Source organism: Paenarthrobacter ureafaciens (genome assembly GCF_004028095.1).
Classification (GTDB): Bacteria; Actinomycetota; Actinomycetes; order Actinomycetales; family Micrococcaceae; genus Arthrobacter; species Arthrobacter ureafaciens.
In genome coordinates this window covers 2,267,745-2,291,149 of sequence record NZ_SBHM01000007.1, presented here as the reverse complement: position 1 = coordinate 2,291,149, position 23,405 = coordinate 2,267,745, and the positions used below count along the sequence as shown (strand labels likewise).

The window sequence follows — 23,405 nt, the reverse complement described above, 5'->3', positions numbered from 1 at the left end:
TTTGCCCGCTCCCCTTATCACCTATCCGCGGAAACCGCAGGTCACACCGCCGCGCGGCGGCGTGACGTGAGATCAACCACGCCCATGGCAAGGCAAAGGCGCCCACATGGAGTGAACGCCTGCACCCGGCTGGCCTGTCGCTTGCTAGCCGACTGCCACGAATACGTGGGCAGCTACTTCCGGCGGCAGCTCGAGGGCCCCTTCAATCCCCGGCACCCGGACGGAGATATAGTCCCCCACGCGCTCCAGGGAAACGGCCGCACCCGGACGGATGCCGCCCTCGTCCAGCTGGGTCAGGAGTTCGGGCTCGACCTGGATGGGCTCGGCGAGCCGGCTCACCACAACGCGGGAGTCGTCAGCATAACCATCCATTGCCTGCAGGAGGTTGACGTCCGGGCGGAAGGGAGCTTGGACAGCGAGGCCGCCCAGGGCCTCCAGGCCGGGAATCGGGTTCCCGTACGGGGATTGCGTGGGATGCTCCAGCAGTTCATACAGCCTGCGTTCCACGCGTTCGCTCATCACGTGCTCCCAGCGGCACGCTTCGTCATGGACGTACGCCCAGTCCAGGCCTATGACGTCGGCAAGGAGGCGTTCAGCCAAGCGGTGCTTGCGCATCACTTCGGTGGCGCGCTTGCGGCCAACTTCCGTGAGCTCCAGGTGCCGGTCATTGGACACCACCACCAGGCCGTCGCGCTCCATGCGTCCGATCGTTTGGGAGACCGTAGGACCGGAGTGGCGCAACCGCTCAGCGATGCGGGCGCGGAGAGCCACGATGTTTTCTTCTTCAAGTTCCAAAATGGTCCGAAGATACATCTCAGTGGTATCGATCAGATCCGTCATCCAGCTCAGCTCTCCTCGAACGCAGTTCTTGCGTAATGTCCACCGTACCGCGTCCGTAGAGGCTGCACGTCCCCCTGCGCCACCCTGTGAACGCGTACCCCAGCCTAGCTTATTTGGAATTACTCTTGATAATTTTCGAAGGGTCACAAAGGTTCCGGGTACCTTGCCTCCACCCCCTTGACGACGGGAACGCGCGCGACCACGTTCCACGTGGCGGACTATGACACCACCGGGTACGCGCACCCGCGCCTGTTCAGGCAGAATTGGGGGTGTCGAAGGGGCAGTTGATGCCACCTGCCACCTCCCCGTCTTTGACCGATACACATTGGAGCCACGCGTGAGCGACACCAGCATCACCATTCCCGCCGACCTGCTGCCCAAGGACGGAAGGTTCGGCGCCGGACCGTCCAAGGTCCGCCCGGAGCAGATCGAAGCCCTGTCCGCTGCATCGAAGACCATCCTTGGCACCTCCCACCGCCAGGCACCGGTCAAGAACCTCGTAGGCTCCGTTCGTGAGGGCCTCAGCCAGTTCTTCCGTGCTCCTGAAGGGTACGAGGTAGTCCTCGGCGTCGGTGGCTCAACGGCGTTCTGGGATGTCGCGGCTTTCGGCCTCGTGGAAAAGAAGGCACAGCACCTGTCCTTCGGCGAGTTTGGCTCCAAGTTTGCAGCCGCCACCAACAAGGCTCCGTTCCTGGACGAGTCCTCCATCATCAAGTCCGAGCCCGGGACCCGCCCCGCTCCCGCTGCGGAAGCCGGCGTGGATGTATATGCGTGGCCGCAGAACGAGACGTCCACCGGTGTGGCTGCGCCGGTCAAGCGCGTTGCCGGCGCCGATGAGGGTTCCCTGGTGCTGGTGGACGCTACTTCCGCAGCTGGTGGCCTTGACGTGGATGTGGCTGAGTCCGACGTCTACTACTTCGCACCGCAGAAGAACTTCGCATCCGACGGCGGCCTGTGGCTCGGCCTCTTCTCCCCCGCGGCGCTTGAACGCGCTGCCCGCATCAAGGCAAGCGGCCGCTGGATTCCTGATTTCCTTGACGTGCAGACCGCCATCGATAACTCGAAGCTGAACCAGACATACAACACGCCTTCGCTTTCCACCCTGGTGACCCTGGATGCGCAGGTCCAGTGGCTCAACAGCAACGGCGGCCTTGACTTCGCCAGCAAGCGCACGGCAGATTCTGCCAGCCGCGTCTACTCGTGGGCAGAGTCCTCCGAATTCGCGACCCCTTTTGTTGCCAACCCCGAAGAGCGGTCCAACGTCATTGCCACCATCGACTTCGACGATTCGATCGATGCCGCGGCCATCGCCAAGGTGCTGCGCGCCAACGGCGTGGTTGACACCGAGCCCTACCGCAAGCTGGGCCGCAACCAGCTGCGGATCGCGACGTTCGTTGCGATCGAACCGGACGACGTCTCCGCCCTGCTCGCCAGCATTGACTACGTGGTGGGCGAGCTGAAGAAGTAGCCCCCACAAATAATCGGCGCCTGCCGGGAGAAGCTCCCTGCAGGCGCCGATTATTTTTAAAGTCTTGGCGGATCAGGCTTCCGGGGAGTCTGCAGGCTCCTGCACGGCGTCCTCGGCGTCCGCGTCGGCATCGTCCGCGTCTTCGGCCGGTTCATTCCTGGAAGCCTCGGCTTCAGCTTCTTCCGCCTGCACGGCTTCTTCCGGGACTTCTCCGGCGGTCTCCTCGACCAATGGCGTCTCGTCTTCCGGCCGGACCCGCTTGGCCCACGGGACCCACTCGGGCGCGAGGATGGAGTCCTCCGAGGGCAGCAATCCCAGCTCGCTCACGGTCACAATCTTGGAACGCGAGTTCCGGGTGACCACGGCGTACCACTGCCACCCGCCATAGCCGGGCAGCTTGGATTCGAACAGGTGGGTGACAACGCGGTCGCCCTCGGATTTGGCCCCGATGTGGGCGCCTACCTCGCCGGGCTTCGCGATACCCTCCACTGCTGTCCGGGCCACGTGGACGGCGGCAGCCAGGAACGCGTCCGGCTTACCGGTGCGCCACACCGGAACTCCGGCGCGGGGCTTCGGCGCAGCACCCTTCCGCGCGGGGACTTCCTTGGCTGCCGGGCCGGCCCCGCTCGCAGGGGTCTCCCCGTTGGCAGGAGCCTCGGCAGCGGAGGCAGCATGAGATGCGTTCCCGGCGGCCTGCGTATCCTGTGCGGATTCGGAAGTCATGGCTGTTCCTTAGGCTTCCAGCTCGTCGGCAACCTTGCGCAGTGCCGTACCGATTGCCTTCGCCTTATTGCCTTCCGGGTACTTTCCGGAGGACAACGTGCCGGAGAGGTTGTCCAGCACAGTGACCAGGTCCTGGACGAGCGGCGCGAGGTCCCGCGCGTTCATACGCTTGGCCTTGGCGATGGAGGGGGTCTTGTCCAGGATACGCAGGCCCAACGCCTGCGCCCCGCGGCGACCGTCGGCAACGCCGAACTCCACCCGGGTTCCCGCCTTAAGCTCGGTTACGCCCGCGGGCAGGGCCGTCTTGGGCAGGAATACTTCCTGGCCGTCTTCGGCCGCGAGGAATCCGAAGCCTTTGTCCTTGTCATACCACTTGACCTTGCCGGTGGGCACGTAATCAACCTTCTTCGTTCTTGCGTGGGAAACACGTCAGGCCGGCGCCGCATCCACAGGGTCCTGCGGGATCAGGGGCGACAGCCCGGTCCGTGTGGGTCTGCTCCTTCAAGGTTATCCTGCCCGGCCCCCTATTCCCGCTTTGGCGCTTCGCGCTTAGCGGAAGCGCACGGCAACCGGATACCTTTGGAGCATGACTTCCCCGGGTTACCGCCGCCCCCTGACTGTTGCTGCCGCCGTCGTCGCCTTTGTTTCGCTGGCTGCCGTGGCAGCGGTCATGGCCATTGCCTTCAACGGCGGGGCCGCACCCGTATGGGTTACCTCGACTGCACTCTACGGACTGCCGATAGCCTTCATCATGGCCGTTTTCCTGGTGGTGGACGCAGCCCGCCAGCGCCGGCGCCAATAGCCGCTGCGGCGGGACAGGCATCTGCGTGCCGCTGGCGGTAACGTTGAACTGATGTCCCTGATTCGAGCGCTCAGCAAGGAACTCGAGGCGCGCAGCGATGCCTCGCTGCGGGCTTTGTTTGCCGCGCGGCCGGACCTCATCTCCCCCATGGCGCCGGACTTTGCGGCACTCGCGGCCAGGGCCAGCGCCCGGGTCAGTGTCCAGCGGGCCTTGGAGCGACTCACCAAGCCGGAAATGCAGGTCCTCGAAACCCTCCATCTGTGTACCAACACAGACACCGGACACAGTGCCTCCGCTTCCGGCCTGAAGAAGGTCATTGCCGGGTCAACCTTGTCCGCGCTGGAACCGATCCTCGCGAAACTGCAGGAACTGGCACTGGTCCATCGGGCGGAACCACCGGCATCTGCCCACATGCCGGCAGGCTCCAGGCAGCGTTTCTATTTGCCCGTGGGCAGCCTCAAGGATGTCATCGGCATCTACCCGGCGGGCTTGGGCCGCAGCTACACGGAACTCGTCAGGCTGCAGCCGGCCTTTGCCCAGCGCGTGGTCCAGCTTGTGTCCGAACTGCACCACAGCGGCATTGACATCCATCCGGCCAGCACCCCGATGGATGCTGCGCTGTCCCTGCAGAAATGGACTGCCACGCCGGAAGGCGTCCGGGCCATCCTCGCCACTGCTCCGGAGAGGACCACTGCCCTGCTGGACAAGTTCGGCAGCTGGGCCATGGGCGCCGTACCCCAGGCGCAAAGGCGGGCCTCGGTGACGCACGAAAGTGCCGACGTCGGACCGATCGACTGGCTGCTGGCCCGCGGACTGCTGGTCCCCCTCGATGCCGGGCACGTTGAGCTGCCGCACAGCGTTGGCATCGCCCTGCGTGGCGGCGTCATTGTGAACGACTTCAGCCTGGCCCCTCCTGTGCCGGAACTGGGGCACACCAGTGGCGCCCTGCGGCGCAACGCGGCCATGGGTGCCATCGCGGAGACGCTCAGGCTGTGCAATGAACTGCTGTTCGTCGTGCGGGAGCAACCGTTGGCCACCCTTCGCAGCGGCGGCGTGGGCGTGCGCGAGCTGCGCCGGCTTGCCGAGTCGATCCGGTGCGGGGTGCACCAAACGGCTGTCCTGCTTGAGTTGTGCGCCCTGTCCGGGCTGTTGCGCCTGGATGTGGACAGCTCCACCTGGGTGCAGTCCCCGGCGCTCGAATGGCCGGGCCTGCCCCGCCAGGAGCAGTGGTTGTGGTTGGTGAATGCGTGGCTGGCCAGCGAACGCGCCCCGTCCATGGTGGGCCAGCCCATCGCAGGAAACACCGGGGGCTCCCACCACGGCGCGGCCGGCAGCACCATCAACGCATTGTCCGCCGAAGCCCAGCGTCCCGATGCCCCTGTTGTCCGGCGCAGGCTTCTGGAGATCCTGGACGAACTCACCGCCGAGGCGGCAGCGCCGGATGGAAAGGCGCCGGTGCTCGATGCCCGCGCGGTCCTCCAACGCGCGGAATGGGCGCAGCCCCGGATGGCCCGGCGGTTCAGTTCCCTGGTGCGCGGCATCCTGGAGGAAGCTACTCTCCTGGGCCTCATGGGTTCGGGGGCGTTCACGCAGCTCGGTTCGGCCATCGCGGCGGGCCGCCCCGAACATGCCATGGCCATCCTTGGCGAACACTTGCCCGCTGCGGTGAACCACATCCTGTTGCAGGCTGACCTGACAGCCGTGGCTCCCGGATATTTGGCGCCTGAGCTCAGTGAGAGGCTGCTCCGGATGTCCGACGCCGAAGGGCAAGGGCCGGCGTCGATCTACCGTTTCTCCGCCTCCTCCATCCGGAGGGCGCTCGACGCCGGAGAGGATGCGGAATCGCTGCTGGCGTTCCTTCGGGAGCACTCGGCCACCGAGGTGCCCCAGCCGCTTTCCTACCTCATCCAGGACACCGCGTCCCGGCACGGCCGGTTGCGGATCAGTTCGAGCGCGAGCTTCATCCAGAGCGACGACGAATCGGCCATCTCCGAACTGTTGCTGGAAGCCCGGACGTCGGCCCTGAGCCTGGTACGCCTCGCCCCGACTGTCCTGACCTCCTCGGCCAGCCCGCGGGAAACCGCCAGGGTCCTGCGCGAGCTGGGACTATCACCTGCCGTGCAGGACGCCGAACCCGCCGTCGTACGCCTGAAGCGGACCACCGCCGTATCCGGCAGCGCCCGACCGGTTTATACAGCGCCGCGGACGGCTCCGCCGGACGACGACGTCGAGGCTCAACTGGCGATTCTGCGACAGCACCGCAACGTCCCGGGTGACGGGACGGGCGAGGCATCAACCCAGCTGGGCCTGGAGACCCTGCAGAAAGCAATCCGGATGAAGCAGGCAGTCACCATGAACGTGGTGGACAGCCTGGGGAATTCAAATACGGAAACCGTTGTTCCAGTCTCCGTATCGGGTGGCCGGGTGCGGGTTTTCGATCCCGCGAAGGACACCGAACGGGTACTGTCCATCCACAGGATCATCGATGTGGAGCCAGCCGGTGACCGGCACCCCTAGCTGCAGCAAACGGCGGGCCCGCGGAGGCGCGCAAGATAGGAATAAAGAGTGACCGACGGTCCGCTGATCGTTCAAAGCGATAAAACCATCCTGTTGGAAGTCGACCACGAGTTGGCTACCGAAGCACGGCACGCCATCGCTGCCTTCGCAGAACTCGAACGCGCACCGGAGCACATGCACAGTTACCGGCTCACCCCCCTGGGCCTCTGGAATGCACGGGCCGCAGGACTGGACGCCGAACAGGTGCTGGACACCCTGTTGAAGTACTCCCGCTTTCCCGTACCCCACGCGCTGCTGATCGACATTGAAGAAACCATGTCCCGCTATGGCCGCCTGCGCCTGGAAAAAGACCCGCAGCACGGTCTGGTGATGCGCACGGACGACTACCCGGTGCTGGAGGAGGTCATCCGCGCCAAGAAGATTGCGCCATTGTTGGGCCCGAGGATCGACGGCGAGACCGTGGTGGTGCATTCCTCCCAGCGCGGGCAGCTGAAGCAGTTGCTCCTCAAGCTGGGCTGGCCGGCCGAGGACCTGGCCGGCTATGTGGATGGCCAGCCGCACCTGATCATGCTGGACGAGACAGACTGGCAGCTGCGCCCGTACCAGAAGGTGGCCACGGAGAACTTCTGGGCCGGCGGCAGCGGCGTCGTCGTGCTTCCCTGCGGCGCCGGCAAGACGCTGGTGGGGGCAGCGGCCATGGCCACCTCCTCGACCACCACGCTGATCCTGGTGACCAACACCGTCTCGGCCCGCCAGTGGAAGGACGAACTCCTCAAACGGACCTCCCTGACCGAGGACGAGATCGGCGAGTATTCAGGTGCCGTCAAGGAGGTCCGGCCCGTCACCATTGCCACCTACCAGGTGCTCACCACCAAACGCGGCGGGCTGTACCCCCATCTTGAACTTGTCGACGGCCATGATTGGGGACTGATCATCTATGACGAAGTCCACCTGCTGCCCGCCCCGATCTTCCGCATGACTGCCGACCTGCAAGCCCGGCGGCGACTCGGCCTGACCGCCACCCTGGTCCGTGAAGACGGTCGCGAGGGCGAGGTCTTCAGCCTTATCGGCCCCAAACGCTACGACGCTCCCTGGAAGGACATCGAAGCCCAGGGCTACATTGCCCCCGCCGATTGCGTGGAGGTCCGGGTGGACCTGCCCCGGGACGAGCGCGTGGCCTACGCGATGGCCGAGGACGCTGACAAGTACCGGTTGTGCGCCACATCGGAGACTAAGACCGCCTTGGTGGAACAGCTCGTGGAGGCACATAAAGGCGAGCAGCTACTGGTCATTGGACAGTACATCGACCAGCTGGATGAGATTTCCGAAAGGCTGGACGCTCCCCTGATCAAGGGCGAAACCAGCGTCAAGGCCCGCCAGAAACTCTTTGATGCCTTCCGGAAGGGCGAGCTCCAAACTTTGGTGGTGTCCAAGGTGGCGAATTTCTCCATCGACCTCCCGGAAGCCTCCGTCGCGATCCAGGTTTCCGGTTCCTTCGGCTCCCGGCAGGAGGAGGCGCAACGCCTGGGCCGGCTCTTGCGGCCCAAGCAGGACGGCCGGGCCGCACGCTTCTACTCGCTGGTTGCCCGCGACACGCTCGACCAGGACTTCGCCGCCAAACGGCAACGGTTCCTGGCCGAGCAGGGTTATGCCTACCGCATCATGGACGCCAAGGACGTCGGGACAGAACAGGGCCAGTAACCTTTGGGGGGCCGGGGGCCGGGGGCCGTTGGGGCGAATAACCCCCGCACCCTTGCTATTTATCTCCAGCAATTTTACGATTCCAAGTGAAGCTCTCCGCCCTTAAAAGCTGCCCTTGGTCCAGGCAGCCTGGCGGCCAGTCATCGGCAGTGGGGGTAGCCCGCAGCCAAGGGTGCCGATGGCTTGAAGGCCTTTACTGAATCTGTGAAGTTCCTGTCAGAGGGATCCCCAATGCGTAAGACCCTCATGGTCCTTGCGGCCATCGTTCTGCTTTCATCACTTGCCCAGTTGTTTTTTGCCGGCTACTTCCACTTCCAAAACACCATCGAAGCCCAACGCGAAGCGGGTGTTTACCACGTCCTGAACGGCCAGTACGTCCTCCGCTACGGCGCGCTCCTCGCCGCTATTGTGGCCGCGATCGCCCGTATGGGTTCCCGAACCATCTGGCTTGCCGCCGGAATTTTCCTGATGACCTGGGTCCAGTTGTTCATCTTCATCATTGGCGGCATGCTGACTGGCTCATCCGAGGATTTCATCACTCCGTCCGGCTCGTGGGTGGCATCGATCCATCCCATCACCGGGCTGCTGATCATCTTCATGTCCTACTGGCTGTTCAGCCGGGCACGGGCTGCTGCCCTCAACCCGCAACCGCTGCCACCCAAGGACACCTCCTCCGACGCGCCCACGTCTCCCGCTTCGGCCTGACCACCTGCTGTCTTGAACACTTCACAGCTGTTGGCTGTGGACCTGGTGCTGGCGGTCCTTGCTGCCGGTGCCTGGGCCGCGGCAGCTTGGATGACGTGGACGTCAACAGCCAGTGAAGGCCATGCCAAGCCTCGCTTGACTGGTTTGGCGCTCCTCGCGACTGCCGTCGCCCTGGTGGCAACGGCAGCCCGCTACGCTTTACTCCCTGCCTTGGCGGCGGGCAGTTGGTGGTTTGCCAGCGAACGCATAACCATCAGCTTGCCGCTGACCGCCATCCCCGCGGCTTGGGCCGCGATGGCCGGTGTTCCGTTCTTGCTGAGGAGGCGGAACACCGGCGCACACCTTTCCCCCAACGACGACTCACAGGTGCCGGCACCCCTCCCGGGGCGTGAAGCCGCCGTCCTGGCCATGGTGGCAGCCGGCGCCGGCGCTGTGGGTTCCCTCGCCCTGATGTTCGTCCTGGGACCCTTCCCCGCGCTCTGGACCCTGGTGATCCTGCTCTTCCTCGTCGCAGGGGTGGTTGTGCTGGCCAAAATGGCGCTCTTCCCGCGACACGCTGTTAGCGCACTGGGCCCGGCTCGTGGCGGCAGGCGTGCAACGGCAGCCACGGCGCTGGCCGGCCTGATGGCATGCACGGCCCTGGGAGCCGGCGTTTTCACGTGGCTGGGCAGCCGTGCCGCGGACGGCACCGGGATCATCACCGCCGTCGGACATCACGACGCCGGCGGTCCGGTTCCGGTGTCAGCCACGACGCCGGTGACTGCCTTACTGGGCGACATGCCTGCGAATGCCACCGTCCGGCGTTATGAACTCACGGCGAGGGTTGAACAGGTAACGCTGCCGTCGGGGCGGACAACGGAAGCCTGGACGTTCGGCAGCCTGCCGGGACCTACGCTGGAAGCCCAACTGGGCGAAGTAGTGGAAGTAGTACTGAACAACCGTGACGTGCAGGCCGGGGTGACGCTGCACTGGCACGGCTATGACGTGCCGAACGCCATGGACGGAGTGGCAGGCGCCACCCAGGACGCTGTCCTGCCCGGCCAGTCCATGACGTACAGGTTTGCCGCGGCGCAAGCAGGTACGTACTGGTACCACACCCATCAGGATTCAGCCGAAGGAGTCCGCAAGGGGCTCTACGGCGTATTCGTCGTGCACGATCCCGCCATGGTCCGTAGTGACGCGGACATCGTGGTGGCCGGGCACGACCTCGGCGGTCTGGGGATGCTGGGCTCCTCAGACCGTAGCAGTGTGTATAGGGCGAAGCCGGGCTCGCTGGTTCGCGTGCGGTTGATCAATACCGACTCCTTGCCACAGCGCTACCTCGTGCAAGGAACGGCGTTTACAGTGGCCGCCGTCGATGGAACCGAAGTCAACAAGCCGGGCGAAGTGTCAGGAAAGCTGCTCCGTCTCGGCGCCGGCGGCCGGTATGACCTGACCTTTGCCATGCCCGGGACTCCTGTGACCATTCGGATGGATGCTGCCGCTGACGCCGCGGTGGTCATCAACCCCGGGGGTCCCGGCGAAGTTTCGGGTGAGGTGTCGGGTGAGGTGTCGGGTGCCGCTTCCGGCGGAAGCAGCCCTTCAGCGGGGAGCAACCCGGAGAAGGCCACTCCTGGAATTTTTGCGACCACTCCCGTCCTTGATCTGTTGGGCTATGGCGAACCCGTGCCAGGAAGGGTTGATACTCCGACGTCCGACCGTGAGGAAGTAATCGTGTTGGACCGGCAATTCCGGTTTGTGGACGGGGTCCCCCGCTATGCCTTCACGGTGAACGGCGCGGCCTATCCGTTGGTGCCCTCCATGCAGGTCGCGGAGGGGGACGTCGTGAAGGTAACCATCATCAACCGCACCGCCGAACCGCACCCGATGCACCCGCACGGTCATCATGTCCTGGTACTCAGCCGGAACGGAGTGGCACCGAGCGGATCACCCTTGGTCCTGGACACCGTTGATATCCAGGGCGGAGAGGTCTGGGAAGTCCTGCTGGTGGCCAACAATCCGGGGATCTGGATGGATCACTGCCACAACCTGGACCATGCCGCCGAAGGGATGATGATGCTCATGCAGTACGAGGGGGTGTCCTCACCGTTCGTCCACGGAGGGCATGCCCACAACCGGCCGGAGTAGGCACGCTCCTCAGGCGGCGAGGTGGATGTAGGCCTGAATGTCGACGCGCTCCACTACGGCCCAGCAATCTTCCGAGCGGAGTTGGATGGAAGCGAAGCGCTCGGCTGCCTGCAGGTCCTCGAACTCCTCTACCTGGACCCGGCCAACTTCCGAGTCAAAGTAGCTCACGTGGTATTCGTACTGAACTTCCACCGGGTGTGCGGCGTTGCTGACTGGTGCTGTTTTCTTTGCCATGTTTCAAGTGTGGAATGGGGCACTGACATTTTTGGAAGCATCGACGGCGTGTTCCAAAACAACACTGTCCTGCGGCTTGTCAGGGCTGCCTGAGGAACTGCGCTGCTACGGTTCGAACGGTGTCGCTCACCACGTCCAGCACGTGGGAGGCGGTTTTCCACCGCTGCCAGTAGAGCGCCACATCGAGGGGCCGTCCCGGGGCAAGCTCCACCAGTGTGCCGTCCTTGATGTCCTGTTGGCATTGGATCTCCGGGATAAGGCCCCAGCCAAGGCCCAAGCGGATGGCATTTCCAAAGTCGTGGCTGGATGGAACGTAATGCCGGGGCCCTTTGACGTCAATCGATTCACCGGCCGGCGTACTGGCCAACGACTGCACAAAGGCCCATTGATAGGTGTCTTTCCGGTCGAAATCCACAGTGGGTGCCGTGTTAAGTTTCCCGGGGTTGACGCCGTCGGAGAACCATCGGGCAGCAAAGGCCGGTTCAGAGACCGCCAAATAACGCATGACACCCAGCGGCTCCACCCGACAACCCTGCACGGGATCCGGTGTTGCTGTCACAGCCGCCATCACCTTCCCCGAGCGCAGGAAGGAGGCGGAGTGCTGCTCATCGTCGCGGTGGAGGTCGAAGGTGACGTCAACCTCGGCAGCTACCTGTGTCAGGGCCTGCAGGAACCAGACACCCAGGGAATCGGCATTCACCACAATCGGTATGGCCAAGCGCGGACCACTTGCCCCCAAGCCCAGTTCCGCTCCGGCATCAGCCTCCAGTTGCGCCACCTGGCGGGCAAGCCGAAGCACAACCTCCCCTGCCTCCGTCGGTTGGGCCGGGTTGCTTCTCTGCAGCAGCACCCGCCCGGCGGTTTGCTCCAGGGCCTTCAACCGCTGGGAGACCGCGGAGGGGGTGATGTGAAGCGTCCTGGCGGCTGCTTCCAGCGTGCCTTCGGAAAGGACTGCGGCGAACGTCGACAACTGCTCCGAGGGAAATTTCATAAGCAGAGCTTAATCCAGTGAAGAATCTTTAGCTGTTCTTAGTCGAGCTCCGCCCATACGTTGGAGGAGTGAATTTTCCTGACACCATCAACGCGGCGGGCCTCGGCCTCGCCACCGGCCTTGCCCTCATCGTTGCCATCGGGGCACAGAATGCCTTCGTGCTGAGGCAGGGTATCCGCGGAGAACACGTCGCCGCTATCGTCACCATCTGCGCACTCTCGGACGCCGTTCTCATTGCCGCCGGGATCCTCGGTACCGGCGCCTTGATCGCGGCGGCACCCACCGCCGTCGTCATCCTTCGCTACGTGGGCGCAGCGTTCCTCGTCACGTACGGCATCATGGCGGCACGGCGGGCGCTGAACCCGCAGTCCCTGACAGCTGAGGGCAGTTCTCCAAAATCCGGAAAGAGAAGCCTCGCCGCCGCCATAACCACAGTGCTGGCACTGACATGGCTCAATCCCCACGTGTACCTGGACATCGCGCTCCTGGGCTCCATTGCCAGCGCCCAAGGTTCCGGGCAAGAGTGGTGGTTCGGGGCGGGAGCCATTCTGGGCAGCATTCTCTGGTTCGCGTCGCTGGGGTTCGGCGCCCGGTTCCTGAAGGGATTCTTCTCCCGCCCCCGTTCCTGGCAACTGCTCGACGGCGGCATCGCCGTCACCATGGTGGCTTTGGGAGCGGGACTCGCGCTGGGGAGCTAGGAGCCCTGCCCGGCACCACCTTGCACGCAGTCCGCTCCCATAAAGCATTCAGATAACTCCCAGAATCCGGGGGCATCATGGATGCATGAAAAAGAACGGCCCCGAAGCCAAGCTCCTTGTTGTTGACGACGAACCCAACATCCGTGAGCTTCTCTCCACGTCGCTGCGTTTCGCAGGTTTCGAGGTCGTTGCAGCGTCCAATGGTCGCGAAGCGCTTGCTGCTGCGGACACCCATGCCCCTGACCTCGCCGTATTGGACGTCATGCTCCCGGACATGGACGGCTTCACCGTAACCCGACGCCTCCGCGCAGCGGGCAAGCACTTCCCGGTCCTTTTCCTCACGGCCAAGGATGACACCGAGGACAAGGTCACCGGACTGACCGTCGGCGGCGACGACTACGTCACCAAGCCCTTCAGCCTGGACGAAGTGGTCGCGCGCATCCGGGCTGTCCTCCGCCGCACCCAGCCGCTTGAAGACGACGACGCCGTTATCCGCGTCGACGACCTTGAACTCGATGACGACGCCCACGAAGTCCGGCGCGGCGGCACGGTGATAGAGCTGTCCCCCACGGAATTCAAGCTGCTGCGCTACCTGATGCTCAACCCCAACCGCGTCCTCTCCAAAGCCCAGATCCTGGACCACGTGTGGGAGTACGACTTCAACGGTGATGCCTCAATCGTTGAGTCGTACATCTCCTACCTTCGCCGGAAGGTAGACATCGACCCCGACGCCCCGGCCCTCATCCAGACCAAGCGCGGCGTGGGCTACGTGCTGCGGACGGCAGAGAAGCGCTGACCTTGCTGCAACGCTGGAAAACAGCGTCCCTGAGGTCGCAACTCGTTGCCATCATCATGGGACTCCTCCTACTGGCCCTCGCGGCCACCGGGGCAGGCACGTTGACGCTCGTCAAGAGTTATCTCCAAGGCCAGGTGGACGACAAACTCAAGGCCGCCGTCGCCCTTGCCCTGGACCAGCAGTCCTTTGACAAGCTCTCCGAATACAACCCCGCGGTCCCAACGGACTACTCGCTGACGCTGTATGTACCCGGAATTGCGCCCTACCAATTTGGTGGCAGCCCCGACGACCGTCCGGCCATTTCCAGCATCACCCCGGCTGAGGCGAAGGCCCGCGGGAACACACCGTTCCAAGTCAACGGCACCGCAGGCAACAACTGGCGGGTGGTGGCCGTAGGCGTGACCGCCAACGGCAAGAACGGCGTGGTCATCATCGGCCTTCCGCTGGCACCCGTGGACAAAGTCATGGAACATGCCGTCCTGGTGGTGGTCGGTGTGGGGCTGCTGACCCTGGTGCTGGCGTTCTTCATTGCCACCTGGACTGTGGCCCGTTCCTTCCGGCCCCTGGCCAAGGTGGAGAAGACGGCCGCTGCGATTGCGGCCGGGGACCTGTCCCGCCGCGTGGAGATCGACAACATCCATACCGAAGTCGGCCGGCTGGGCGGCTCCCTCAATGCCATGCTGGCCCATATCGAGGCCTCGTTCGCGGCACGGGCAGCTTCCGAAGCACGGATGCGCCGGTTCGCGGCCGACGCTTCCCATGAGCTGCGCACGCCGCTGGTTACCATCCGCGGCTTCTCAGAGCTCTATCGCCATGGGGCCCTCACTTCGCCAGAAGACGTGGCAACCGCCATGGGCAGGATCGAAAGCGAAGCCAAACGCATGGGTTCAATGGTGGAGGACCTTCTCATGCTGGCAAGGCTGGACGAACAACGGCCGCTCAACCTCAAGCCCGTCGACCTGCAGTTGCTGGCCAACGACGCCGTGGTGGACACCAAGGCGTCGTCCGGCAACAGGACCATCAAGCTGGTGGGATTGGACGGCGCCTCCCCCGCTGCTGCTCCCGTTCAAGGGGACGAAGCCAAACTCCGCCAGGTGATTGGCAACCTCGTCGGCAATGCATTGCGCTACACCCCGGAAGGCAGCCCCATTGAACTCGCGGTAGGGGTCCGGGACGTTCCCGAGGGCAGGATGTCCGTGATCGAGATCCGCGACCACGGGCCCGGGATTCCCGATGACGAGGCCAACAAGGTCTTTGAACGCTTCTATCGGGCGGACACTTCCCGGACCCGGGAAACCGGCGGCAGCGGCCTGGGGCTGGCCATTGTGGCGGCAATTGTTGGCAGCCACGGCGGTTCCGTGCGGGTGCAGGATACCGACGGCGGCGGCGCAACACTGGTGGTCAGCCTTCCACTCCACGAGGAACCGGCCGAGGCGTTATCCACATAGCGGCGACGTGCTGTTCCACGCGTTGGGGGTAGTTCATAGGCTCTTGTCTTGTGGCCCACGCACCCACCGCAAACCGCGGAACAACCTCGTCGAAAGGCTTTATCCATGAGTGTCATCTCCGTAGACACCGAACTGCTGCAACTCAAGGCGTCCAATGTCAAGACCACCGTGGACAGGATCAGCGCCGACGTTCAGGCCATGAAGATGGGCCTTGAAGAGCTGCAAGCCACGTGGCGCGGTTCGGCTGCCAGCAACTTCCACGCACTCGTCCTTGAGTGGGCGTTGACCCAGGGCAAGGTGGAGGCATCCCTCGCATCCATCAACGTGGCCTTGGCTTCGGCGGCAACCAGCTATGCCGAGGTGGAACAGGGCAATACCCAGCGCTTCGCCTACTAGGAGCGCTCCTTCCACTGTGCCCGGATCCGTTATCCGGGACATGACCCCTGCGGGGCCGGCCGATGTCCCCCTTTCGGCCGGTCCCGCAGGCTACTTCCCCCAGGTTACTTTCCACGGTCTGCTTCTCGTCGCCTGTTCCCCTCCGGTTGCCCCCCGCAGGTTCCGCCGGAATATCTTCAGGGTTTGCAGCCAGCAACGGTACCGCTCAGCTCTCCGGCGTCCCCTGATGGAAGCGGAGCCTCCACTGTCCGCGTTCCAACAGCCAGACCGAGCTTCGGAGCGCCGAACCCGAGTGCGCGAGGCTCCTGTAGTTGAGCAGGATCGTGTTTTCACTCAGACGGTCCGCGCTGAGCAGTTCCAGTTCCACGTGCTCGCCGGGATCTTCCTCCAGTGCCACCATCATCGCGTCGCGGGTCCAGAACCTGCCTGACTGGCCGATCTCCGCGAAGTCCGGATGAAGCAGGACGCCTATCCGCCCGATGTCAGCACGCACATCAGGGCGGAGGAGCTCCCGTTCCAGTGCCACGACCAGTTCTTCCGGTGTCAGCTCCGGGGCAGCGGCATCTTCCAGCTCACTGAACAGGTCCGCTTGGCCGAAAATACCGGATTCACCGAACAAAGTGGGCTCCGAATGCAGCCGTGGAGCCCGGTCCAGCTTCGAGGCAGGCAGGGGGCTGGAGGGGGCAGGCGCCTTGGCGGCCGGGGCTGAAGCTGGAGCTGCGGCCGATGCTGCGGCTGGTGCCGCGTGCACAGGGACAGGCTCGGCAGCTGCTCCGGAGGCTCCGGAGAAACCGGGGCCGGTGGGCGCTGCCACGCCTTGCTGATAGGCGGTTGCAACGGCCCTGGCGCGTTCGTCCGCGGCCTCGTTGAGCTCATGGCCTGCATGGCCCTTGACCCATTCAAAGGTGTACTTGCGCCCTGCGATCGCGCGATCGATGTCCTTGAGGAGATCGACATTCAACACGGGCTTACCGTCGGCCTTGCGCCAACCCTTGCGTTTCCACCCCGGCATCCACTTGGTGATGCAGTTGATGACATATTGGCTGTCGCAGAGAATCCGCAGCTCTTCGTGCGGAATGTGGGCGGTGGAACGGAAGAGGTCCAGCACCGCCATTAGTTCGCCCATGTTGTTGGTTCCGTGGGGCCATCCACCGGCGCGCCAACAAGAGTCGTCAACATACCAGGCCCATCCGGCCGGCCCGGGATTACCGAGGGCAGAACCATCGGCGGCAGCAATAATCGTCATGCAATCAATCCTGCCAGACCTCACAGACACTGAAGCCGCGTCACTCCTCCATCGTGACCGCGGGAACCCTGCCAACTCGCCGCAATTTTCCCCACGAACCCGGCGCATTCGCGGCTTTTCGCCGATCCACGCGTCAAACGAGCCCTGGCAGGAAACGCCGACGGCGGCCCCCACCCGAAGGTGAGGACCGCCGTCGTCGTTGCTAAGCCTGATGCTGCAGGACAGGAGGCTTAGAAGCCGCCCATGCCGCCCATCTCGTCGCCGCCCGGAGCCGGAGCGTTCTTCTCCGGCTTGTCAGCAACAACAGCCTCGGTGGTCAGGAAGAGACCAGCGATGGAAGCTGCGTTCTGGAGGGCCGAACGGGTGACCTTTACGGGGTCGTTGACGCCGGCAGCCAGCAGGTCTTCGTAGACGCCGGAGGCAGCGTTCAAGCCGTGGCCGGAAGGCAGGCCGCGAACCTTGTCCACCACAACGCCCGGCTCCATGCCTGCGTTGAAAGCGATCTGCTTCAGCGGTGCGTCGATGGCAACCTTGACGATGTTGGCACCCGTTGCCTCGTCACCCTGCAGCGTGAGGTTGGCGAATGCCTTGGCGCCCGCCTGGATGAGGGCAACACCACCACCGGCAACGATGCCTTCTTCAACGGCAGCCTTCGCGTTGCGGACGGCGTCCTCAATACGGTGCTTGCGTTCCTTGAGCTCAACTTCGGTAGCGGCACCGGCCTTGATGACTGCAACGCCGCCGGCCAGCTTGGCCAGGCGTTCCTGCAGCTTCTCGCGGTCGTAGTCGGAATCGGAGTTCTCGATCTCGGCGCGGATCTGGGCAACACGGCCGGCGATCTGCTCGGCGTCGCCAGCACCTTCAACGATGGTGGTCTCGTCCTTGGTGACAACAACCTTGCGGGCGGTGCCGAGGAGTTCCAGTCCAGCGTTCTCCAGCTTGAGGCCTACCTCTTCGGAGATGACCTGGCCACCGGTGAGGATGGCGATGTCGGCCAGCTGGGCCTTGCGGCGGTCACCGAAGCCCGGAGCCTTGACGGCAACGGACTTGAAGGTGCCACGGATCTTGTTGACGATCAGGGTGGCCAGGGCCTCGCCCTCGATGTCTTCGGCGATGATCAGCAGCGGCTTGTTGGACTGCATGACCTTCTCCAGAACCGTGACGAGTTCCTTCACGTTGGAGATCTTGGAGTTGACGATCAGGATGTACGGGTCTTCGAGGACCGTTTCCTGGCGCTCAGCGTCGGTGACGAAGTAAGCGGAGATGTAACCCTTGTCGAAGCGCATGCCCTCGGTGAGTTCCAGCTCCAGGCCGAAGGTGTTGGATTCCTCGACCGTGATGACGCCTTCCTTGCCCACCTTGTCCAGGGCTTCGGCGATCAGTGCACCGATTTCCTGGTCACCGGCGGAGATGGAAGCCGTAGCTGCGATCTCTTCCTTGGTTTCGATTTCCTTGGCGGAAGCAAGCAGTTCGCTGATAACAGCGTCCACTGCCTTCTCGATGCCGCGCTTCAGGGACAGCGGGTCGGCGCCGGCAGCAACGTTGCGCAGGCCTTCCTTGACCAGGGCCTGTGCGAGGACAGTAGCGGTGGTGGTACCGTCGCCAGCGACGTCATCCGTCTTCTTGGCAACTTCCTTGACCAGCTCAGCACCGATCTTCTCGTAAGGATCGTCCAGCTCGATCTCCTTGGCGATGGAAACGCCATCGTTGGTGATCGTGGGAGCGCCCCACTTCTTTTCGAGGACGACGTTGCGTCCACGCGGGCCGAGGGTAACCTTGACGGCGTCAGCGAGGGTGTTCAGGCCCCGCTCGAGGCCGCGGCGTGCCTCTTCATCAAATGCAATGATCTTGGCCATAACGGCGGTAGTCCTTTCGGGACAGTCGTTAAGAAGGTACCTGTCAGATGGGATGCCCGCGACGGACGGCCCTTCGCTCGCGGCCTCTGTATGCCCCGCGCTCCGGACCTCACCCCATCAGGGTGTTTCTTGTTCCTCCTTGGCAGCGGCGGTAATCCCTGCTCCGCGGACGGGGCCGAAATTAGCAGTCGATGCTTAGGAGTGCTAAATCAATAATTAGCACTCGACCGTGGAGAGTGCAAGCAGGAAGGCCTCGCTGCTACCCACAGCGAGGCCCATTCAGCCGAAAGCTGAGCCGCTAGGTGTAGTTCCCATGGAGGTTGTGAACAGCGTGGCGTGATGTAAAAGGCGAAAGCCTCCGGTATCGATTTGGGTTACCACACTCATCTCGACGCCAGGAGGCTCTCGTTGTCCTACGTTACCCATGCCAACGCCGATCTGACACCTAAGGCCAGGGCGAAGCTGGCCCGTTTGGTCGTTGAGGAGGGCTGGACGTTGCGCCGGGCCGCGGAACGTTTTCAATGCTCACCAGCGACGGCCAAGAAGTGGGTGGACCGCTACAGGGTCCGTGGTGAGGACGGCATGGCTGACGCGTCCTCCCGCCCGCGGCGGAGCCCGAAACGCACCCCCGTACGCACCGAACGCCGCATTGTGGGGTTGAGGTTCAATCGGCGGTGGGGACCGCACCGGATAGCGGCCCACCTGGGCTTGGCCCGCTCCACCGTCGGCAAGGTCCTGACCCGGTACCGGATGCCCCGGCTGGCCTGCCTGGATCAGGGCACCGGTCTGCCCGTTCGCACACCTGCACCGCAGCGCTACGAGCACGAGAACCCCGGAGACCTGATCCACGTGGACATCAAGAAGCTTGGGCGCATCCCCGACGGCGGCGGACACCGCGCCCTCGGACGCGCCAAGGGGCAGCGGAACCGCCGTGCCGGGACCGGTTATGCCTACCTGCATCATGCCGTCGATGACCACACCCGGCTCGCGTACTCCGAAATCCTCAACGACGAAAAGAAGGAAACGGCCGCCGCCTTCTGGCTGCGAGCCGCCGCATTCTTCGCCGCCCACGGCATCACCGTCAAAGCGGTGCTCACGGACAACGGGTCCTGCTACCGCTCCCGGACCTTCGCAGCAGCCCTGAGACCGCACCTCAAACACCGGCGCACCCGCCCCTACCGACCCCAAACCAACGGCAAGGTGGAACGCTTCAACCGCACCCTCGCCACCGAATGGGCCTACGCCCGGCCCTACACCTCAGAAACCGAGCGCGCCGCCACCTACCCGGCATGGCTCCACCATTACAATCATCACCGAACCCATACCGGCATCGGAGGCAAAACCCCCATCAGCCGCGTTCACAACCTCAGTGGGAATTACAGCTAGGCTACACGCACGCTTTCAGCCTGCGGCCCCTTGAGGCCTTCGCCGAGTTCGAACTCCACGCGTTGCCCCTCTTCCAAGGCGCGGTAACCGTCCATCTGGATCGCCGACCAATGGACAAAAACGTCGTCGCCGGAATCATCCACAGTGATGAAGCCGTACCCTTTTTCGGCGTTGAACCACTTGACGGTCCCCAAAGCCATAATGCCCACACTTTCACAGAAGCTGTTGCCGGCAGCCGGGATCTCCGCGCCGGAATTCATCCACTGTAACCACTGTCACGGCCGCTTCGCTGCTCCCGGCCGGTGAGGGGCTGCTTTTGTTATTGAGGCTTAACCGAGTTCTGCCGGATGGACTCCGGATCCCTGTATTTTCGGCTGTTTACTGGTAGCCGGGTCCCACTACGACGACCAGGGGCTGCTGCACGTCCGGGGACTCCACAACGGTGGTGATGCCCAGCAGGGAAGCTACGGCATCGGCGTTCGCCTTCTGCTCCGGAGCGTTGTAGAAGACCACGGACGTCTGCTGCGGAAGTCCTCCCCAGTTTCCCACCGCGCCCAGAGCCCAGCCGTCTCCCTGAACCAACCCGGCGACGCGGCTGGCCAGCCCGGCGGTGGCAGTGCCGTTGTAAACAGCCACTGCGGTGGTCTTGTCCACAGGAGCCGGTGATGGCGTTGCAGACGGCGACTCCGAGGCAGTCGTGTCCGGAGTGGGTTCGCCCGAAGCGATAGGCGCGCTCTCCGACGTCGTGGGTGTTGCCGAAGGTGCCGCCTCGCTCTGCTGTGCGGCCGGCGTCGAGGTGCTGGAAGATGCCGAGGGCGCCACGATGCCCAGCCGCGGAAGGATCAGGAACGCCACCAGGCCAAGGACCAAGGCCACGGCGCCCACAGTGAGGACCGGCCACAGAGTAGGCCGCGGCGTTTCCGTGGCGTCCCTGTGCACACCCTGACGGGACGTGTTTTGCGGAACCCGGTCGAATTCATCCTTGGCATATTTGGTCATGGTGAAGCGTTGTCCTTGCTGGTTGCTGCTGACAGTTCAGCCGTGCGAATTATGCGTCGGACCCCAAGCGACGCGCTGTGCGCGCACGCTGGCGCGACGTACGTAGTCTACGCAGTCTCTTGACCAGCATGGGATCGTGGGCCAAGGCGTCCTCGGTATCGATCAGCGCATTCAGGATCTGGTAATAGTGCGTAGCGGAGAGATCAAACAGTTCGCGGATGGCCTGTTCCTTGGCCCCGGCGTACTTCCACCACTGCCGCTCCAGGGCCAGTATCTGCTGCTCGCGCTCACTCAACGGAGAATCTTCCCGAACACCTGCGGCCAGGTCTGCAAGGGCGAAACCGGTGCCCTGCTCCGCCATCGATTCCGGCGCGGGTTCGGCCACGGCACACTCCTCAAGACGCGGGTAAGGGGATTTCCTCCTCCCCATGTTACGGGCGAATAACACCACTGTCATTCGGAAGTGCCGCGCGTCACGGGAGACAATTGCCGGGTGACTGGTGAGGAAGCGCTCTTTGACTTGGAACCTGCAAGCCCCTCGGGTCAGGGCTTTGATGAACTGTTGGACACGCCGCTGGAGGACTTGATGGCGCCGGACTGGGCGCAGGCCCTGAGCCCGGTTGAGCCGCAGCTTCGCGCGGCACTGGGCTTCGTCGCTGCGCAGGCCGGGCTGGGAGCGCAGGTTCTTCCCGCCGCCGGCAATGTGCTGAGGGCTTTTCGTCAGCCGCTGGCCGACGTCAAGGTCCTGATACTGGGACAGGACCCGTACCCCACGCCGGGACACGCCGTCGGGCTTTCCTTCTCCGTCTCCCGGGAGACGCGGCCCATCCCCCGGAGCCTGGCCAATATCTACCGCGAACTCCACGACGACCTTGGGCTGCCGCCACGCGTCCACGGCGACCTCAGTGCCTGGGCGGGCCAGGGAGTGCTGCTGTTGAACCGCGTCCTCAGCGTGAATGCCGGGAACGCAGGCTCGCACCGCGGCAAGGGATGGGAAACCATCACGACGGCGGCCGTCAAGGCCGTGGTGAACCGCACCGACGCCGACGGGCAGCCTAAGCCGCTCGTGGCCGTTCTTTGGGGGAAGGACGCGGAGTCCGTGGGGCCACTGCTGAACGGGGCACCGTCTATTGTGTCCGCACATCCAAGTCCGTTGTCGGCGTCCCGCGGATTTTTTGGGTCCAAGCCCTTCAGCCGGACGAACGAGCTGCTGCGTGAACAGGGCGCCGAACCCGTCGACTGGGAACTCCCCGTCCTGTAACCCCACGCCTTTTCGCAGCTTCCTCTGGCACATCCCACCCCCTGCTGGGGATCCCTCTGGCACATCCCACCCGGTCGGGAATGGGCTCGGGGGCGGGCGGAGGCCTGCAGCGGCAGGAAAAGTACACACGGCAGGGACCGACGGCGGCACCCGGCCGATCGCCGTCGTCGAACTATCCGGCGGGGGACGTGAAAGAGCGACGCACAAAACGCGTCAGGACGTGAAAGAGCAACACAAAAAACGCGTCGGGATGTGAGAGAGCGACGCACAAAACGCGTCAGGACGTGAAAGAGCGACGCCGGGTGGTATGTAACGTTCCGCTCATCCCCAGCAAATGCACAGTGGATCAGCTTAGGCTTGCCTTATGAATGCCGCCCTTCCCGCCACTTCGTCCGCCGACCGCAAGACGCGCCCCCAAGTCAACCTGACGGTGCTGCGCAAGGAGCAGTTGTCACCGCACATGATCCGGATCATCGCGGGCGGCCCGGGATTCAAGGACTACGCGCACAACGAGTACGTGGACAGGTACGTCAAGATCGTTTTTCCGCAGCCGGGCGTCGACTACGAGCTGCCGCTGGACCTGTGGGCCATCCGGGAATCCATGCCCCGCGAGCAGTGGCCCCATACCCGGACCTACACCATCCGCTGGGTCAACCTTGAAGCGCAGGAACTTGCCATCGACTTTGTGGTCCACGGCGATGAAGGCCTCGCCGGCCCTTGGGCAGCGGCGGCTGAACCCGGTGACGCGCTGACCTTCACAGGGCCCGGGGGTGCCTACAATCCGGCACCCGACGCCGACTGGTACCTCTTTGCCGGGGATGACGCCGCGATTCCGGCGATCGCCGCGTCCATTGAGGCGCTGACACCGGAGGCGCGGGGCGTGGCGTTCCTGGAAGTAGACAGCGCCGACGACGTCCTTCAAATCACCGCCCCCGCCGGCGTCGAACTGCACTGGCTGCAGCGGAACGGGGTACTTGCCGGATCCAGCGAACTGCTGCTCGAATCCCTCCGGACCATGGAATGGCTTCCCGGACGAGTGGACGTCTTCGCTCACGGTGAGCGGGGCTACATGAAGGGCCTCCGCGAGATCTTCTTCGTGCAGCGCGGCCTGGAACGCTCCCAGGTCTCCCTGTCCGGCTATTGGGCCCAGGGTCGGGTAGAGGAAGTGTTCCAGGCCGAGAAGAAACTGCCTGTCGGCAAGATCTAGCCGA

Annotated in this window: 23 protein-coding genes; 13 read left to right on the top strand and 10 right to left on the bottom strand. The window is 64.1% G+C overall.

Annotated elements, in window-relative coordinates; genetic code table 11:
* Nucleotides 1-144: 144 nt before the first annotated feature.
* Complete coding sequence (locus AUR_RS15005) at nucleotides 145-840, bottom strand: iron-dependent transcriptional repressor DtxR (RefSeq protein ID WP_128397201.1); 696 nt, start codon at nucleotides 838-840, stop codon at nucleotides 145-147.
* 337 nt (nucleotides 841-1,177) lie between these two features.
* Here AUR_RS15005 and serC point away from each other — a divergent pair, with 337 nt between their 5' ends.
* On the top strand, nucleotides 1,178-2,308 hold the full coding sequence (gene serC, locus AUR_RS15000) for a phosphoserine transaminase (protein ID WP_021473658.1): 1,131 nt from the start codon (nucleotides 1,178-1,180) through the stop codon (nucleotides 2,306-2,308).
* A gap of 72 nt (nucleotides 2,309-2,380) precedes the next feature.
* Here serC and AUR_RS14995 read toward each other — a convergent pair whose 3' ends face one another.
* Both AUR_RS14995 and AUR_RS14990 read right to left on the bottom strand, forming a co-directional pair.
* The gene (locus AUR_RS14995) at nucleotides 2,381-3,031 is read right to left on the bottom strand and encodes a DUF3027 domain-containing protein (RefSeq protein WP_062095406.1); all 651 of its coding nucleotides are present in this window, start codon (nucleotides 3,029-3,031) and stop codon (nucleotides 2,381-2,383) included.
* Nucleotides 3,032-3,040: 9 nt separating this feature from the next.
* Nucleotides 3,041-3,424 (bottom strand): cold-shock protein, encoded by a 384-nt coding sequence (locus tag AUR_RS14990; protein WP_021473660.1) that lies wholly within the window; start codon nucleotides 3,422-3,424, stop codon nucleotides 3,041-3,043.
* Nucleotides 3,425-3,617: 193 nt separating this feature from the next.
* Here AUR_RS14990 and AUR_RS14985 point away from each other — a divergent pair, with 193 nt between their 5' ends.
* The 5 genes from AUR_RS14985 to AUR_RS14965 all read left to right on the top strand — a co-directional run bounded on the left by AUR_RS14985 (nucleotide 3,618) and on the right by AUR_RS14965 (nucleotide 10,883).
* Entirely contained in the window at nucleotides 3,618-3,833 is a 216-nt protein-coding gene (locus tag AUR_RS14985; RefSeq protein WP_021473661.1) for a hypothetical protein, read from the top strand.
* 51 nt (nucleotides 3,834-3,884) lie between these two features.
* A complete protein-coding gene (locus tag AUR_RS14980; RefSeq protein WP_062095404.1) occupies nucleotides 3,885-6,350 on the top strand; it encodes a helicase-associated domain-containing protein in 2,466 nt (821 codons plus the stop codon).
* A gap of 48 nt (nucleotides 6,351-6,398) precedes the next feature.
* On the top strand, nucleotides 6,399-8,051 hold the full coding sequence (locus tag AUR_RS14975) for a DNA repair helicase XPB (protein ID WP_062095402.1): 1,653 nt from the start codon (nucleotides 6,399-6,401) through the stop codon (nucleotides 8,049-8,051).
* A 231-nt stretch (nucleotides 8,052-8,282) separates the two neighbouring features.
* A complete protein-coding gene (locus tag AUR_RS14970) occupies nucleotides 8,283-8,756 on the top strand; it encodes a hypothetical protein (protein WP_021473664.1) in 474 nt (157 codons plus the stop codon).
* Between the two features lie 12 nt (nucleotides 8,757-8,768).
* A complete protein-coding gene (locus tag AUR_RS14965) occupies nucleotides 8,769-10,883 on the top strand; it encodes a multicopper oxidase family protein (RefSeq protein ID WP_062095400.1) in 2,115 nt (704 codons plus the stop codon).
* 9 nt (nucleotides 10,884-10,892) lie between these two features.
* Here AUR_RS14965 and AUR_RS14960 read toward each other — a convergent pair whose 3' ends face one another.
* Nucleotides 10,893-11,117: a hypothetical protein gene (locus AUR_RS14960; RefSeq protein WP_021473666.1), complete on the bottom strand. Its 225-nt coding sequence runs from the start codon at nucleotides 11,115-11,117 to the stop codon at nucleotides 10,893-10,895.
* A gap of 79 nt (nucleotides 11,118-11,196) precedes the next feature.
* Nucleotides 11,197-12,108, bottom strand: a complete 912-nt coding sequence (locus AUR_RS14955) for a LysR family transcriptional regulator ArgP (protein WP_062095398.1) — start codon at nucleotides 12,106-12,108, stop codon at nucleotides 11,197-11,199.
* 68 nt (nucleotides 12,109-12,176) lie between these two features.
* Between AUR_RS14955 and AUR_RS14950 the strand changes: the two genes are divergently transcribed.
* The 4 genes from AUR_RS14950 (at nucleotide 12,177) to AUR_RS14935 (ending at nucleotide 15,446) form a co-directional block, all read left to right on the top strand.
* Nucleotides 12,177-12,806 carry a LysE/ArgO family amino acid transporter gene (locus tag AUR_RS14950; RefSeq protein ID WP_021473668.1) on the top strand — a complete coding sequence of 210 codons (630 nt, stop codon included), beginning with the start codon at nucleotides 12,177-12,179 and terminating at the stop codon, nucleotides 12,804-12,806.
* Between the two features lie 85 nt (nucleotides 12,807-12,891).
* On the top strand, nucleotides 12,892-13,602 hold the full coding sequence (locus AUR_RS14945) for a response regulator transcription factor (RefSeq protein ID WP_021473669.1): 711 nt from the start codon (nucleotides 12,892-12,894) through the stop codon (nucleotides 13,600-13,602).
* A 2-nt stretch (nucleotides 13,603-13,604) separates the two neighbouring features.
* Nucleotides 13,605-15,050, top strand: coding sequence for a sensor histidine kinase (locus tag AUR_RS14940; protein WP_021473670.1), 1,446 nt, complete (start codon nucleotides 13,605-13,607; stop codon nucleotides 15,048-15,050).
* Between the two features lie 105 nt (nucleotides 15,051-15,155).
* The gene (locus tag AUR_RS14935; protein ID WP_021473671.1) at nucleotides 15,156-15,446 is read left to right on the top strand and encodes a WXG100 family type VII secretion target; all 291 of its coding nucleotides are present in this window, start codon (nucleotides 15,156-15,158) and stop codon (nucleotides 15,444-15,446) included.
* Nucleotides 15,447-15,651: 205 nt separating this feature from the next.
* Here the strand turns inward: AUR_RS14935 and AUR_RS14930 are convergent, their stop codons facing one another.
* Both AUR_RS14930 and groL read right to left on the bottom strand, forming a co-directional pair.
* On the bottom strand, nucleotides 15,652-16,692 hold the full coding sequence (locus AUR_RS14930) for a ribonuclease HI family protein (protein ID WP_021473672.1): 1,041 nt from the start codon (nucleotides 16,690-16,692) through the stop codon (nucleotides 15,652-15,654).
* Between the two features lie 230 nt (nucleotides 16,693-16,922).
* On the bottom strand, nucleotides 16,923-18,548 hold the full coding sequence (groL, locus tag AUR_RS14925) for a chaperonin GroEL (RefSeq protein WP_021473673.1): 1,626 nt from the start codon (nucleotides 18,546-18,548) through the stop codon (nucleotides 16,923-16,925).
* A gap of 408 nt (nucleotides 18,549-18,956) precedes the next feature.
* Here groL and AUR_RS14920 point away from each other — a divergent pair, with 408 nt between their 5' ends.
* Entirely contained in the window at nucleotides 18,957-19,934 is a 978-nt protein-coding gene (locus AUR_RS14920; RefSeq protein WP_062095396.1) for an IS481 family transposase, read from the top strand.
* Here AUR_RS14920 and AUR_RS14915 read toward each other — a convergent pair.
* The 3 genes from AUR_RS14915 to AUR_RS14905 all read right to left on the bottom strand — a co-directional run bounded on the left by AUR_RS14915 (nucleotide 19,931) and on the right by AUR_RS14905 (nucleotide 21,318).
* Nucleotides 19,931-20,134: a cold-shock protein gene (locus AUR_RS14915; protein ID WP_031216907.1), complete on the bottom strand. Its 204-nt coding sequence runs from the start codon at nucleotides 20,132-20,134 to the stop codon at nucleotides 19,931-19,933. The genes AUR_RS14920 and AUR_RS14915 overlap by 4 nt on opposite strands.
* Before the next feature lie 178 nt (nucleotides 20,135-20,312).
* Nucleotides 20,313-20,933: a LytR C-terminal domain-containing protein gene (locus tag AUR_RS14910; RefSeq protein WP_062095394.1), complete on the bottom strand. Its 621-nt coding sequence runs from the start codon at nucleotides 20,931-20,933 to the stop codon at nucleotides 20,313-20,315.
* Nucleotides 20,934-20,982: 49 nt separating this feature from the next.
* Complete coding sequence (locus AUR_RS14905) at nucleotides 20,983-21,318, bottom strand: DUF3263 domain-containing protein (protein WP_021473676.1); 336 nt, start codon at nucleotides 21,316-21,318, stop codon at nucleotides 20,983-20,985.
* A 108-nt stretch (nucleotides 21,319-21,426) separates the two neighbouring features.
* Here AUR_RS14905 and AUR_RS14900 point away from each other — a divergent pair, with 108 nt between their 5' ends.
* Entirely contained in the window at nucleotides 21,427-22,194 is a 768-nt protein-coding gene (locus AUR_RS14900) for a uracil-DNA glycosylase (RefSeq protein WP_021473677.1), read from the top strand.
* A gap of 364 nt (nucleotides 22,195-22,558) precedes the next feature.
* Nucleotides 22,559-23,401, top strand: coding sequence for a siderophore-interacting protein (locus tag AUR_RS14895; RefSeq protein WP_021473678.1), 843 nt, complete (start codon nucleotides 22,559-22,561; stop codon nucleotides 23,399-23,401).
* The last annotated feature ends 4 nt before the right edge of the window (nucleotides 23,402-23,405 follow it).

Excerpts from the sequence above, each read along its gene's own strand:
- AUR_RS15005 (WP_128397201.1), bottom strand. The coding sequence starts at position 840 with ATGACGGATCTGATCGATACCACTGAGATGTATCTTCGGACCATTTTG.
- AUR_RS14995 (WP_062095406.1), bottom strand. The coding sequence starts at position 3,031 with ATGACTTCCGAATCCGCACAGGATACGCAGGCCGCCGGGAACGCATCT.
- AUR_RS14985 (WP_021473661.1), top strand. The coding sequence starts at position 3,618 with ATGACTTCCCCGGGTTACCGCCGCCCCCTGACTGTTGCTGCCGCCGTC.
- AUR_RS14980 (WP_062095404.1), top strand. The coding sequence starts at position 3,885 with ATGTCCCTGATTCGAGCGCTCAGCAAGGAACTCGAGGCGCGCAGCGAT.
- AUR_RS14970 (WP_021473664.1), top strand. The coding sequence starts at position 8,283 with ATGCGTAAGACCCTCATGGTCCTTGCGGCCATCGTTCTGCTTTCATCA.
- AUR_RS14960 (WP_021473666.1), bottom strand. The coding sequence starts at position 11,117 with ATGGCAAAGAAAACAGCACCAGTCAGCAACGCCGCACACCCGGTGGAA.
- AUR_RS14955 (WP_062095398.1), bottom strand. The coding sequence starts at position 12,108 with ATGAAATTTCCCTCGGAGCAGTTGTCGACGTTCGCCGCAGTCCTTTCC.
- AUR_RS14945 (WP_021473669.1), top strand. The coding sequence starts at position 12,892 with ATGAAAAAGAACGGCCCCGAAGCCAAGCTCCTTGTTGTTGACGACGAA.
- AUR_RS14935 (WP_021473671.1), top strand. The coding sequence starts at position 15,156 with ATGAGTGTCATCTCCGTAGACACCGAACTGCTGCAACTCAAGGCGTCC.
- AUR_RS14930 (WP_021473672.1), bottom strand. The coding sequence starts at position 16,692 with ATGACGATTATTGCTGCCGCCGATGGTTCTGCCCTCGGTAATCCCGGG.
- groL (WP_021473673.1), bottom strand. The coding sequence starts at position 18,548 with ATGGCCAAGATCATTGCATTTGATGAAGAGGCACGCCGCGGCCTCGAG.
- AUR_RS14915 (WP_031216907.1), bottom strand. The coding sequence starts at position 20,134 with ATGGCTTTGGGGACCGTCAAGTGGTTCAACGCCGAAAAAGGGTACGGC.
- AUR_RS14910 (WP_062095394.1), bottom strand. The coding sequence starts at position 20,933 with ATGACCAAATATGCCAAGGATGAATTCGACCGGGTTCCGCAAAACACG.
- AUR_RS14895 (WP_021473678.1), top strand. The coding sequence starts at position 22,559 with ATGAATGCCGCCCTTCCCGCCACTTCGTCCGCCGACCGCAAGACGCGC.